The organism is Maribacter sp. LLG6340-A2 (genome assembly GCF_045057105.1).
GTDB lineage: Bacteria > Bacteroidota > Bacteroidia > Flavobacteriales > Flavobacteriaceae > Maribacter.
In genome coordinates this window covers 2798896-2812733 of the sequence record NZ_CP159332.1, presented here as the reverse complement: position 1 = coordinate 2812733, position 13838 = coordinate 2798896, and the positions used below count along the sequence as shown (strand labels likewise).

Annotated in this window: 14 protein-coding genes; 5 read left to right on the top strand and 9 right to left on the bottom strand. The window is 37.2% G+C overall.

Annotation, left to right across the window (positions count from 1 at the left end):
• The first annotated feature begins 82 nt into the window (after window positions 1–82).
• Window positions 83–1450: an exonuclease domain-containing protein gene (locus ABVM52_RS11830; RefSeq protein ID WP_405380733.1), complete on the top strand. Its 1368-nt coding sequence runs from the start codon at window positions 83–85 to the stop codon at window positions 1448–1450.
• Window positions 1451–1844: 394 nt separating this feature from the next.
• Here ABVM52_RS11830 and ABVM52_RS11825 read toward each other — a convergent pair whose 3' ends face one another.
• Genes ABVM52_RS11825 through ABVM52_RS11800 form a run of 6 tightly spaced genes read right to left on the bottom strand, consistent with a single transcriptional unit; the run spans window position 1845 to window position 8324 of the window.
• Window positions 1845–3251, bottom strand: coding sequence for a rhodanese-like domain-containing protein (locus tag ABVM52_RS11825; protein WP_405380731.1), 1407 nt, complete (start codon window positions 3249–3251; stop codon window positions 1845–1847).
• Between the two features lie 57 nt (window positions 3252–3308).
• A complete protein-coding gene (locus ABVM52_RS11820; RefSeq protein WP_405380729.1) occupies window positions 3309–5057 on the bottom strand; it encodes a SulP family inorganic anion transporter in 1749 nt (582 codons plus the stop codon).
• A gap of 54 nt (window positions 5058–5111) precedes the next feature.
• Entirely contained in the window at window positions 5112–5456 is a 345-nt protein-coding gene (locus tag ABVM52_RS11815; RefSeq protein ID WP_405380727.1) for a TfoX/Sxy family protein, read from the bottom strand.
• A 2-nt stretch (window positions 5457–5458) separates the two neighbouring features.
• Complete coding sequence (locus ABVM52_RS11810; protein ID WP_405380725.1) at window positions 5459–6232, bottom strand: SOS response-associated peptidase; 774 nt, start codon at window positions 6230–6232, stop codon at window positions 5459–5461.
• An 18-nt stretch (window positions 6233–6250) separates the two neighbouring features.
• Window positions 6251–7036: an aldose 1-epimerase gene (locus ABVM52_RS11805; RefSeq protein WP_405380723.1), complete on the bottom strand. Its 786-nt coding sequence runs from the start codon at window positions 7034–7036 to the stop codon at window positions 6251–6253.
• Window positions 7029–8324 (bottom strand): M20/M25/M40 family metallo-hydrolase, encoded by a 1296-nt coding sequence (locus tag ABVM52_RS11800; protein ID WP_405380721.1) that lies wholly within the window; start codon window positions 8322–8324, stop codon window positions 7029–7031. The genes ABVM52_RS11805 and ABVM52_RS11800 overlap by 8 nt, the downstream gene beginning before the upstream one ends.
• A gap of 132 nt (window positions 8325–8456) precedes the next feature.
• Between ABVM52_RS11800 and ABVM52_RS11795 the strand changes: the two genes are divergently transcribed.
• Both ABVM52_RS11795 and ABVM52_RS11790 read left to right on the top strand, forming a co-directional pair.
• The gene (locus ABVM52_RS11795; RefSeq protein ID WP_405380719.1) at window positions 8457–8699 is read left to right on the top strand and encodes a type II toxin-antitoxin system ParD family antitoxin; all 243 of its coding nucleotides are present in this window, start codon (window positions 8457–8459) and stop codon (window positions 8697–8699) included.
• Window positions 8686–8934 carry a type II toxin-antitoxin system RelE/ParE family toxin gene (locus tag ABVM52_RS11790; protein ID WP_405380717.1) on the top strand — a complete coding sequence of 83 codons (249 nt, stop codon included), beginning with the start codon at window positions 8686–8688 and terminating at the stop codon, window positions 8932–8934. The genes ABVM52_RS11795 and ABVM52_RS11790 overlap by 14 nt, the downstream gene beginning before the upstream one ends.
• Before the next feature lie 61 nt (window positions 8935–8995).
• Here ABVM52_RS11790 and ABVM52_RS11785 read toward each other — a convergent pair whose 3' ends face one another.
• Entirely contained in the window at window positions 8996–10237 is a 1242-nt protein-coding gene (locus ABVM52_RS11785) for an ABC transporter permease (protein ID WP_405380715.1), read from the bottom strand.
• 3 nt (window positions 10238–10240) lie between these two features.
• Between ABVM52_RS11785 and ABVM52_RS11780 the strand changes: the two genes are divergently transcribed.
• Entirely contained in the window at window positions 10241–11476 is a 1236-nt protein-coding gene (locus ABVM52_RS11780) for an exo-beta-N-acetylmuramidase NamZ domain-containing protein (protein WP_405385124.1), read from the top strand.
• Here ABVM52_RS11780 and ABVM52_RS11775 read toward each other — a convergent pair.
• Window positions 11465–12337: a sterol desaturase family protein gene (locus ABVM52_RS11775; protein WP_405380713.1), complete on the bottom strand. Its 873-nt coding sequence runs from the start codon at window positions 12335–12337 to the stop codon at window positions 11465–11467. The genes ABVM52_RS11780 and ABVM52_RS11775 overlap by 12 nt on opposite strands.
• Window positions 12338–12551: 214 nt before the next feature.
• The gene (locus ABVM52_RS11770; protein ID WP_348327212.1) at window positions 12552–13043 is read right to left on the bottom strand and encodes a YkgJ family cysteine cluster protein; all 492 of its coding nucleotides are present in this window, start codon (window positions 13041–13043) and stop codon (window positions 12552–12554) included.
• A 75-nt stretch (window positions 13044–13118) separates the two neighbouring features.
• Between ABVM52_RS11770 and ABVM52_RS11765 the strand changes: the two genes are divergently transcribed.
• Window positions 13119–13832: a class I SAM-dependent methyltransferase gene (locus tag ABVM52_RS11765; RefSeq protein WP_405380711.1), complete on the top strand. Its 714-nt coding sequence runs from the start codon at window positions 13119–13121 to the stop codon at window positions 13830–13832.
• Window positions 13833–13838 lie beyond the last annotated feature (6 nt).

Sequence of the window (13838 nt, the reverse complement as noted above, 5' to 3'; positions counted from 1 at the left end):
TTCACAAGCATAGAATAGCAATCCTAGACATTTATATGCTTAGATCCACTAACTTTATCCCCCTAAACCACGATTACAACTTTTGTATACAGTTATTGACATAGAGACTACCGGAAATGGTGTAAAAGGAAATAAAATAACCGAAATTTCCATTTTTAAATATGATGGACATGAAGTTTTGGACGAATTTACTTCCTTGGTAAATCCGCAATGTGAAATACCCCAATTTATTACGGGACTAACAGGCATTGACGATAACATGGTTAGAAATGCCCCTTTATTTGAAGAAATTGTTCCTCAGATAGAAGCGATAACCAAAGACACCATTTTTGTGGCCCACAGTGTTAATTTTGACTACAATGTTATTAAAAATGAATTTAAAAAGCTTGGGCTAGATTTTTCCAGAAAGAAACTTTGTACCGTAAGGCTTTCCCGAAAACTGTTACCCGGTTACCATTCCTATAGTTTGGGAAAACTAACTGCCGCTCTAGGTATTCCGCTAACCGATAGACACCGTGCAAGAGGTGATGCACATGCTACAGTACTACTCTTCCATAAATTATTAAGAGCCGAAAATGCAGAAATGGTTTTTAAGCATTTCCTAAATTCAAAATCCCAAGAAGCCACATTGCCACCCGGTTTACCAAAAAAGGAGTATGACAAATTACCAACGACCCCTGGAGTCTACTATTTTAAGGATATGAAGGGTAAAATTATTTATGTTGGTAAAGCCATTAATATTAAAAAAAGAGTATTAGGCCATTTCTATGATAAAAAAAACAAGGAAATAAGTCTCTGTGCAGAGACAACCGCACTGGATTTCGAGGAAACAGGAAATGAACTAATAGCATTATTAAAAGAATCGGCAGAAATAAAAAAACATTATCCTAAATATAACAGGGCACAAAAAAGAACCGTTCAACAATACGGTATATTTAGCTATCAAGACCGCAATGGTATTATCCACTTAGCATATAACAAAATAAAAATGACGCCAAATTCCTTTGCCATTTGTTATAGTCCTACAGAAGCAAGACAGTATTTAGAGGCTTTATGCAGCATGTTTGATCTTTGCCCAAAATACTGTCATCTACAGGAAAATATTATAACGTGTTCTCACTATAAAATTAAGCAGTGCATAGGAATTTGTTCTGACCATACCTTGGTAGACCAATACAATGAACGTGTACAAGAGGCATTAAAAAGTTTAAAGGACATTCAATCCAACTTATTGATCAAAGCCAATGGTAGAAATAGTGATGAAAATGCTTTTGTACTAATTCGTGAAAATAGTTATGCTGGATATGGGTATGTACCCAAGGAAACTACAATACAGCATATTGCCGATATTGACTTTTTTATTACCCCTCAAAAAAATACGCTGGAGACCCAGCGTATTGTAGAAAGTTTCATAAGAAAAAATCCTAGTAGTATTTATGAACTAAACTAATCTAGTTATTCCGGAATAAAGGCTACTCGTTCATTTTATTATACATTTTAATGACAAATATTAACCACACCATAAAGATTACAGCTACAAAAATTGAGTAAGCCAATACGAATTCCACTACTTCTTAAACTTTAGGTAATTCATAAATCCTAGGATGGTCGGTGCCCAAAAAGCAACAAAAATTGCATCTAGTTTTTTACCGGACATAAAAAGATATTCTGAAACTACAATTATAGATAACACGACTAACAACATGATAACGTTCATTATACCTATTCGTGAAATAAATTTTTTCAACATCTCTTTTTTATCGTTTCCTTTTTAAATATAAATATAAAACACGTTCTATAGCAGATTATATAAAGTAAAAATATTATAACGCTATAGATATCAACTATAAAGTCGTTGGGCAAACATAATCTGTCTTCTCCAAATCCTCATTTTTTAAGGCTCCGTATCCACCTTTTACATCGATTAGATTATGAATACCTCTGCTTTTAAGGATTGAAGATGCAATTACCGAACGATAACCACCAGCACAGTGCACCAAGAAATCTCCCTTCTCAGGAAATTCACCCAAATGTTTATTCAACTCGCTTAAAGGTGTATGCACGGCACCTACCAAATGCTCACTTTGGTACTCCCCATCTTTACGAACATCAAAAACCGCATTGCCTTTATCTATTAAAGTTTTTGCTTCGGATGCCGTGATCGAATTTATTTGGTCTATTTCTTTTCCTGCTGTTTTCCAAGCATCAATTCCGCCCTTTAAATATCCTATTGCAGCATCAAAACCTACACGCGATAATCTAGTGATGGCTTCCTCTTCTTTACCCTCTGGTACAACCAATAACAATGGTTGTTTGGTATCGGCGATCAAGTCTCCCACCCAAGGAGCAAAATCACCGTTCAGCCCTATAAATATTGACCTTGGAATATGACCCTTAACGTACTCGTCTTGATGTCTAACATCTAACACCAATGCTTCAGTATCGTTAGCGGCTTTTTCAAATTCATCTGGAGAAAGCTCAACATTACCACGATTAAGCACTTCGCCTATATCTTCGTAACCTTCCTTGTTCATTTTTACATTTAAAGGAAAATATTTAGGTGGAGGCAACAAACCATCGGTTACCTCTTTTATGAACTCTTCCTTGGTCATATCAGCCCTTAAGGCATAATTCATTTTCTTTTGATTACCCAAACTGTCCACAGTTTCCTTCATCATATTTTTACCGCATGCAGAACCGGCACCATGTGCAGGGTATACAATAACATCGTCAGACAAGGGCACTATTTTAGTACGCAAACTATCGAACAACGTACCTGCTAATTGCTCTTGCGTCATATCAGCCGATTTTTGAGCAAGATCCGGTCTGCCCACATCTCCTAAGAACAAAGTATCACCAGAGAAAATCGCATAATCCTTTTCATTTTCATCGCGTAATAAATACGTAGTACTTTCCATGGTATGCCCAGGGGTATGTAATACTTTAATAGTCAGCTTTCCTAATTTAAATTCTTGTCCGTCTTCCGCTATTATTGCATCAAAACTTGGGCTGGCCGTAGGACCATAAATAATTGGAGCCCCGGTTTCTTTTGAAAGGGTAACGTGCCCACTCACAAAATCGGCATGAAAATGAGTTTCAAATATATACTTGATTTTAGCATTATCGTTCTCTGCCCTTTGCAAATACGGAGTCACCTCGCGCAACGGATCAATAATTGCCACTTCACCATCACTTTCAATATAATATGCTCCCTGAGCTAAACATCCTGTATATATCTGTTCTATGTTCATATATCCTAATTTTTAAAATTTTCTATCTACTTCTTCACCCTTAAGGTACAAGAAATATTATTTTTTGACATTATTCATTTTTGCCATTCTACTATTTTCGTAAGCCACCTTTGCTGCAAGCAACGATACCTCATTGGGGTCATCGAAAAAATCAACCGCCTCTTTCGTTTTTACGAATAAAAATTCGCGCTGTAATTCCTTTATAATTCCGGTACTGAATATGATATCTCTTGTAGGACCTATAGCTCCCGCAATGTAGAACTGCAACTCACGTTCCCGAATATCATGTATTAATTTTGTCAACATATCTGCTGCTGTTGCATCAATATAGTTTATTGACTCAGCATTCAAGATAATTCCCTTTAACTCGGGTCCTTTTGCCTTTATGTGCTTTAACAACTGCTTTTTGAAATAGGCAGAATTTCCAAAATATAACTGAGAATCAAACCTTACGATCAAGAGGTCATTACGTACCACGACCTCATCTGCAAAACGAATTACGTTTTTATAATAATCCGAATTGCCAATGTTCCCAATCTCCACAAAATGTGGTTTAGAGGTTCTATATACCATTAATAAAAGAGAACATAGAACACCTATTAATATACCTTGTGTTATACCAATGAAAAGTGTAATCAAAAAGGTGACCAACATCACAAAAAATTCATCTTTTCTATTCTGCCATAAATATTTAAAGTACTTGATATCGATAAGTTTTACTACCGATACCATTATGATACTCGCCAAAATAGCATTAGGCAGGTATTGGAACAGGGGAGTTAAAAACAACAGTGTCAGCACTACCAAAATCACACTAAAAATTGCACTTAAATTCGTTTTTGTACCCGCATCAAAGCTAATAGCCGATCTAGAAAAACTTGCCGTTACCGGATACCCTTGAAAAAAAGACCCGACAATATTCGCAGAACCTAGGGCAATTAATTCTTGGTTGGCCTTAATGGTATCTTCTCCCGTTTTATCTTCTATTGCCTTACCGATGGAAATGGCTTCTAAATACCCCACCAGTGCCAAGGCAATGGCAATAGGTGCCAATTGCTCTATATCATCGATATTCAATGACGGCATAATAAAAGAAGGCAACCCACTAGGCACATTACCCACCAATTTTATCCCAAAGGCTTCCAATTGAAAAGAGTAAACAGCCAAAATACCCAATACTACGATTATTAATATTCCGGGTATGTTTTTTGTCCATTTTTTAAAACCAAGCAATAATGCGATACCCACCAGGCCGATACCGAAATCAACATAATTTATCTCACCGAGCTTATAAAAAATATTGATTATGGTCTCATAAATTCTATTACTGCCAACCACCGAAATACCCAATAAATGTTTCATTTGACTAAAAACAATGATAATGGCTGCGGCTGAAGTAAAACCGCTGATGACGGGTTTAGAAAGAAAGTTGACCAAAAAACCCATACGAAGTACCCCTAACAAAAATTGAATTGCACCTACCATTAAGGTAAGAATCACCACCATTTTAATGTAGTTTTCAACTCCCGTAATGGCGAGCGTACCCAGACCAACCGCAACCAATAACGAATCCATGGCTACAGGACCAACGGCAATTTTTCTTGAAGTACCTAAAAGTGCATAGGTGAGCACAGGAAATAACGATGCATATAACCCATGAACCGGAGGAAGACCCGCAATCATTGCGTAGGCCATCCCTTGGGGTACCAAGACAATACCTACCGTAAGACCGGCAACCAAATCCCTTATAAAGAAAGATTTTTTATAGGTGGATACCCAATCTAAAAAAGGAAAAATGTTTTTCACTCCGTAAATTTAATCATTTCAAGGGGCATGAATGCCTATTTTGAAACCAATAGGTCATGCATTTAAAAGCTTGTTAAACTCCAACGCTTTTGTTACCCAAAAATCAAGGTCGTCTTCATGGTCAAATCCGTCAGGACCAATGAATAAAAAACCTCGCAAAGGTTTACCTGTAAAATCCATTGGGGTACTACCGGGTTTGTGCAATAATTCTTCATAATTCAATTTACCCACCCTAACCATTAATTTATCTTCTTCGGTTTTCTTATCGAACATGATACCCAAACACATTTTACCATTGACCATGAATGTGAGTCCGCCCATCATTTTCTTCTCTTCTACCAGACCTTTTCCTTTTAACCTTGGTCTAACCCTATCTGCCAGATACTCACTATAAGCCATTTTTATAAATTTAGTTTTTCGGCATCTAGCTCCGCGTATTCAACTTCATTACAAATAGACTCCGTATTGCCCATATAATTCTTACCGCGAAGTTTACCAACGGTATGGGCTTTTAATGCGATGTCATTGGTGGAATTCAATACTTCCTCTATTTCCTTTTCAATAGTTGTGTTTGATGAAAGCCACCTTTCTTCCATTTCTTCGGATAACATTAGAGGCATACGTGGCTCTTTTAATTTAGGGTTGTTGTGAATTTTTGCCATCATACCATTTCCTAATGTGGTTACTATTGAAAACGAATTAATAGTACCACCATGCTCTGGATGTTGCCATGTAGACCACAAAGCCGCAAGTGCCAAAGGTTTTTTGTTCTTTGGATGGATAAAAAAAGGATAGGTGTTATTGTTAAAATGGTGATGCTCATAAAACCCGTCCACATAAAAAATACATCTTTTTTCATGTGCGGCATCCCGAAACGCAGGTTTTTCAAAAATGGTTTCGACCCGGGCATTCAATGTACTATTCCATATTTTCTTTTGCTGCTCAACCGTGTTGACCCAATGGGGAATAAGTCCCCACGTAGCCACAATGGGATACCACGGGTCATCATTGGTGTAAATCAATACCTCTGGATGCGAAAATCCCGATGCATGATGAAGCGGCAAGTCTGTCAACGGCCCCAATTTTTCCACAATTTCCTCTATTGCCTTTAAATCTTGGTTTCGCTGAGCACGTTTTAATTGTGCCTCTAAACTCGTTTTTACATCGTAACACATACACTGGTGATTTTAAAACTACATAGGTTTCAACACCACTTTAAAAACTGCCGGTTCCTTTTTAAGCCTCGTAAAACCTTCGGCTAGGTTTTCCTGTGCTACGGCATATGGATAGAATGTTATGGGCTCAATACACACCATGTTTGGCACTTCTGTCCACAACATAAAATGGCTAAAGCCTTCAGATGTTATTTGAATGGATTTCTCATCCTTTAAGGTAATCGTATCTGTCTTAGGCACCTGTAGCGCCCTACTCCCTACTGCCATAACTTCAGGAATGGTAATATCTTGACTAGTGGTAGAAATAATGGCGTTTTTAGAATGCAACATAAATGCAGGGTGATAGCCTAACATAAAAGGCATACCCTCTTCACCCGAAATAGTAAACGTAACCTCTAAAGCATCACCGGTCAATTCAACCATTTTCACAAACTCAAAATCATAGGGCCAGCTTAATTTCTCAGCGGTAGACTTCGCAGGGTATTTCGAGTTTAACACCGTGGTATTGGCTGTATATTTTTTTGAGAACACTGCTTTAGAAGCAGTATGCTCCGTCAACTCATATTCCATTTCACGCAATAGACCATGCTGATCTTGAACAGCAAATCCTTTGGGAGTCTTTACTTTAAAATCGGCTTCGTTCGTTGGCCCGATCAAAGGGAACATTTCAGTATCTACACTACGCCACCCAGGGTTTCCCTTTTGGTGCATAAATTCATGACCAGATACTTCGTAGCTAACTAATTCTCCAGCTTCAATTTTTACTTGCTGCTCACCTACTTTTAATGTGGTTATATTACTCATTTATCAATCTATAAATTAATAATGCCGTTCTTTTTGTCAATGCCTCAATAGTATTCAAGTTTACCGTTTCCTCAGGGGTGTGGGCAGCATTTCCCATGGTACCCAATCCGTCTAAACAGTCTACATATTCAGCTACAAAAGACGTATCTGCAGCACCTCTTTTACCAGGGTCATAGGCTAAAACTTCACCTTGTTTAAGATCTAAACTCACCTCATTTAATTTTTCAAGTAAAGCCTTATTACCTTCCGTAGGTTGCATTGCCGGGTAACTATCCTTAAAAGTTACCGTTGCAGATGTCTGCGGCAAATTATCCGCTACTATCGCTCTCATTTTCTCGCGAGCACGTTCTTTCTGTTCTTCGGATATAAAACGTAATCCTCCACGTACTTCCGCTTTTTGTGCCACCACATTTGTTTTTCCGAACACGGTTCCTTTACTGCTCATTTCATCGAACTCCACAAAAGTTCCACCGACCAATGTACCGGGATTAAAGGTCAACAAATCTTCACCTTTTACATCGGTATAAAATCCGTTCAAGATTCTAGACATTTCAAAAATGGCCCCTGCACCAGTATCATCGCTAAAAATTCCTGAAGAATGGGCTCTTTTTCCTTCTACCTCAACCTTCCATCCAGAAGAACCTCTACGGGCAACGGTAGCATAGCTAAAACCCGTTGAAGTTTCAAAACCCAAACCAATATCACTTCGTTTTGCCGCTTCTATTAAATCGTGCCTACTTTTCTCTAAAGGACTTCCCGTACTTTCTTCATCACCTGTAAAGGCAACTATGATCTGGGCATCATCCAATAATCCGTTTTGTTGTAAAGCCTTTAACGCATAGAGTACTATTACATTACCCCCTTTCATATCATTACCACCAGGCGCATGTGCAATAGAATCGTTCACCATCTCAAAAGTCTGGAACGGACTATCTTCTTCAAAAACCGTATCTAAATGACCGATCAATAATAATTTCTTACCCTTAGTTCCTTTCACTTCGGCAAATAAATGACCCGCCCTGTTCATTTCTTCGGGCATAGGAATCCAAGTACTTTCAAAACCAATATCAGTAAAAGCAGTTGCAAATTCCTTTCCCACCTTTTCTACACCTTTTAGATTAAGAGTACCACTATTGATATTTACAACTTTCTCTAAAAATGATATGGCTTCGGCATTATTCTGTTCAATGGATTTTACAATCCTTTTCTCTTTTTTTGAAAGTTTCTGCGCATTGACTCCCGTCAATAAAAGCACAGCAAATAGGGTAAGAAGTAACTTTTGATGCATGTGATTTGTTTTACATCAAATTTACCAAAAAGACCCAATTTACAGCGAGAATAAAATACTAACTGTGTTAAGCTTAAGAGCAACATATAATGTGGTGCATATAATTACTATATTGCACCAAAATCATTTTTTATGGCAACGGTACGAAAATCTATAACCTTTACAGATCAGCAAGATAATTGGATAAAGTTAAAAGTTGAAAATGGCGATTACACTAACGACAGCGAATATATACGTGATCTAGTTAGAAAAGACCAGCAAGAAAACATGAAACTGGTAGAACTAAAAAACGCCATTGATGAAGGTTTACAAAGCGGAAGAAGCTCATTAAAAATCAGTGATATTATTGAGCAAGTAGATAATGGCAAACTATAATTTATCTGCAAAAGCACAACAAGATTTAATTGCCATCTATAAATATGGAATTAAATTTTTTGGACAATCTCCTGCAACAATTTACTTAAAGGAATTGGAAACTTTTCTAACGGAATTATCTGAGAGGCCTGAATTAGCTAAAGACGCCACAACAATAGCGAACGGCTTAAAATTCTATAATTATAAAGCCCATGTAATTTTTACCAATTTGAAAATGAGAACGAAATCTATGTAGTAAGAGTTCTTGGAAAACGAATGAACTTTATTGAACATCTTTAATTTTGCCATTCCCTACACTACTCGAATCTAATGGCCTTTACCGGTGTAATTCTCGTAATGATATAGGATGGTATGAGCAACATTAACATACATAACAAAAGTACGCCTACATTCAATAATAAAATAGTAGAAAAATCTATACTCACCGGAATATACTCCACATAATATTCTTTTGGGTTGGGAAACTTAAACAATTTAAAATGCTCTTGAATAAAAATTACGCCCAAACCAATAAAATTTCCGTAGAATAAACCTATTCCTATAAGATAAGCGGCATTGTATAAAAATACTTTACGAATATCCCAATTGGGCATTCCCAAAGCCTTTAGAATTCCGATCATTGGGGTACGTTCTAAAATAAGTACTAACAATGCCGTAATCATATTAATACCACCAACGATAATCATTATGCCAATGATAAGGGCTATGTTAAAATCGAACAAGCCGATCCATTCAAAAATTTTATGGTACTTATCCTTAATTGATCTTGTATCAAGGTTAGAGAGGGTTTGACCATAAATTTCATTCGCTTTTTGGTCAATATCATCAAAACTGTTCAAGAATATCTCAAAGTTACCAACCTCTGTTTCTTCCCACTTGTTCATGCGTTGAATATGACGAATGTCTGTAAAAATATAGAGTCCGTCTATCTCCTCAAAACCACTATCAAAAATGCCGGTTATGGTAAATTTTCTCTGGTTGGGAATTTTATCCGGAGCATCATCCCTTAGAAAAAAAGTAAAAAACGAATCGCCCACCTTAAAATTTAGTCGGTTCGCCATAATTTTAGAAATGAGCACATCAGAATTCAAATCACCCGTATAATCAGGCAGCACACCATCAATCAGAAATTCATCGAATGGTTCCCAGTTATAATCTTTACCTACGCCTTTGGCTATTATACCCTCAAAGGTATCCTCTGTCCTGATAATACCGGCTTTAGTGGCAACTGCCTGTACATGTACAATACCATCTATGGTCTTGAATTCAGGATAAAAATCTTGCTCTATACTTACCGGAACAACTGAAACCTCAGAGTTATTATTATCGTAATTATAAATTTGTACATGGCCGTTGAACGCGGTTACCTTTTCTCTTATTTTTTCTTTTAAACCCAAACCGGTAGCAATGGCAATCAACATCATTACCACCCCAATAGCAATTGCAGCAATAGCAATTTTTATTATCGGTGCAGATATGCTAATTTTATGCTCCTTACCCTTTATTAGCCGTTTGGCAATAAAATATTCTAGATTCAAATGATGTTATATTTATCCAATTTCAAAAGTACAGTTTTATTATGGTTTTTGGTATTGGCTACCTGTGGAAACGATACCAAAGTAGTCCCCAACAACTCACCAACCCATGACGAGCCAAAAATTGAAGAACAAGAAAAAGAAATTGTGGTGGCGGCCAACCGTACCAATGTATATTTACCTTTATTAAAAGACAAAAAAATAGCCATTGTCGCCAACCAAACAAGCGTCATATTTAAACCCAATGGATACACCCACTTGGTAGACAGTCTTCTTTCTTTAGATGTAGACATTAAACAGGTATTTGCACCAGAACATGGCTTTAGGGGTAATTTTGATGCCGGTGAACATGTTAAAAATAGTACTGACACCAAATCAGGACTAGAACTAATATCACTACACGGCAAGAACAGAAAACCTACTCAAGAACAGTTAGAAGGTTTAGATTTGGTATTGTTCGATATACAAGATGTGGGTGCTCGTTTTTACACTTACATTTCTACCCTACAATTGGTTATGGAAGCCTGTGCCGAAAAAGGAATACCGGTTTTAGTATTAGACCGCCCAAACCCTAACGGACATTATATTGACGGGCCCACCATGGAAGCCGAACATACTTCTTTTCTTGGTATGACCCAGATACCACTAGTATATGGCATGACCATTGGCGAATATGCCAATATGCTCAATGGACAAATGTGGTTAGAGGGTGATAAAAAAGCGAATTTGACCGTAATTCCTTTAGAAAACTGGACTCATGACCGCTTTTATAGCTTACCTATTCGCCCTTCGCCAAACTTACCAAACGACACCTCAATTACCCTTTACCCTAGCTTGGGCCTGTTTGAAGGCACAAACATTAATGCCGGTCGTGGTACGGAGTTTCAATTTCAGCGATATGGTGCTTCATTTTTAGATTCCACTGCTTACGATTTCTCTTATACGCCAAAACCCAATTTTGGTTCAAAATACCCTAAAGAAGAAGGAAAACAATGTTATGGCAAAGACCTTTCCAACACCAAGCGAATGAACCAGATGACCATGGAATACATTATAGATGCCTATACCCATTCCGTAGATAAAAGTAAATTCTTTCTAACTAGTGGCTTTACCAAACATGCAGGTAATGACAGATTGCAAAAGCAAATTGAAGCCGGCGCCACCAATGCCGAAATAAAAGCAAGTTGGCAAGATGATATAGAAAAATTTAAAAAGATAAGGGCAAAGTACTTACTTTACTAAAGGCTGTTCATTGACAATTTCTGCCAAATTACTACCATTGGTGGTTGGTTTTCTGTACCCTACAAAAGGATATTTTAACAACGGACCAATTTTACCGTTCGCTACCTCATCGGGGAACGTATCTACACCGTAGATTATTTTTTCACGATCCAAATGCATGTAGGTGCCGAATAAACGATCCCACCAAGAAAAAATATTTCCGTAATTGCTATCTGTATACGGCAATACATAATGGTGATGTACTTTGTGCATATCTGGGGAAATGATTACCCAACTAATTGCTTTGTCCAAACCTTTTGGCAATTTAATATTCGCATGGTTAAATTGAGACAACACTACAGAAAGACTTTGGTACAACATTATGATTCCTATTGGGGCACCAACAACAAAAACGCCCAGTAAGGTAAATAAATAACGAATAATACTTTCTAACGGATGATGTCTATTGGCTGTGGTCGTATCTACATTATGATCGGTATGATGTACCAAATGCACCATCCACAACGGTTTTACTCGGTGTTCTACCAAATGCGCCAAATAAGCTCCGATTAAATCAAGCAAAGCAACACCTAAAAATACATATGCCCACAAAGGCATTTCTGGCAACCAATTAATGATACCGAAATCATTTTCAACTGCCCAATCCGATGTTTTTAAAAGGAAGAAAGCCAACGGAAAATTTACGATTATAGTGGTCAGCGTAAAAAAGAAATTAGGTACCGAATGCTTCCATTTATTATATGCACCATTGAATAAGGGTACAATACCTTCTAATATCCAAAAAAAAGTTATACCACCAACCAATATTAAAGACCGGTGTGCGGCAGGTATCGATTCAAAATAAGAAATAAGCTGTTCCATTGATGCAATAAGTTATACTATTTTTAAATAATCAAGTTTTTAAAATGCAATGCCTTTCTAATTACTATTGCGACATTTTCAAAATAAAATTACAATTTTTGACAAAACTATAATCTAAAGCCCAATATAATAAACTTTTGCAAATTGTTATTCTATCAGTAGTTCCACGCTTAAATACTATTGCCCACTTACGCCACAAGAATTTGGTTGCTCGTTACTTTATCCGCTTCTTCATTTCCTCCACTATATTAAAAGCTGCAGGACAAATAGCTACGTTTTTAAGGGTTAGATTACTTATTTGCTGAAACTTCTTTCGGTCTGTATGTGGAAACTCTCTGCATGCCTTGGGTCGCACATCGTAAATAGAGCAATAATTATCGGCACCTAAGAAGGTACATGGCACTTGTTGCAAGACATAGTCGTTCTCTTCATCAATTCGCAAATAGGTTTCAATAAATTTTTGCGGCTTCATACGGAAGGATTTTGAAATACGCTCCACATCGGCATTTGTAAAAAGGGGTCCTGTTGTTTTACAACAATTGGCACAGGTTAGGCAATCGGTACGTTCAAACTCCGCCTCATGAAGTTCCTGCATAGTATAGTCCAAATCTTTAGGCGGCTTTTTCCTTAGCTTGGCAAAGAACTTTTTATTTTCAGTATGTTTCTCTCTTGCCTTTTTGGGCAATTGACGCAAAACCTCTTCCATCTCTAAAATTAATTCTTCAAAACTAGGAAAGTAGTACCAAAAAGCGAGACTTTTGTATCTAGAAATACTAGAATTTTGAATAAGGACATTATAGGCACGGCTCTTTTAGACTATCAACACGGTAATTATTCCGAAGACATCATTACGTATTCCTCTCTTGATGAAGAAGATGTTTTACCAATACCATATATGTTCCGGAATTTTAAGGAAATGCCCAAAATAGAGCAAAAAGCGCTGCAAATATGCAAAGGCAAGGTTCTAGATGTTGGTTGCGGTGCTGGCAGCCATGGTTTATATTTACAGGATAAAGGACTAACCGTAACCGGATTGGACGCATCAAAAGGAGCTGTTGAAGTCAGTAAATTTCGCGGACTAAACCATACCGTACACTCAGAACTTTTAACGTTTGATGGTGAAAAATTCGATACGATATTAATTTTAATGAACGGTGTAGGATTGGCAGGCACCTTTGCCGGATTAGAAGCGTTTTTCTCCAAGCTGAAATCGCTATTAAAACAAGGCGGTCAAATTCTTTTAGACTCCAGCGATATCATTTATATGTTTGAAAATGATGAAGATGGCGGCTACTGGATTCCCGATAATATGGAGTACTACGGCGAAGTAAGTTTTACCATGGAATACAAAAAAGAAAAAAGCAAACCTTTTCCTTGGTTATACGTAGATTATAACACCCTGCAACGTGCAGCAAACTATAATGATTTACACTGCGAACTTGTAATGCAAGGCGAACATTACGACTATTTAGCAAGATTGACGCTTATACGATAATAGTCG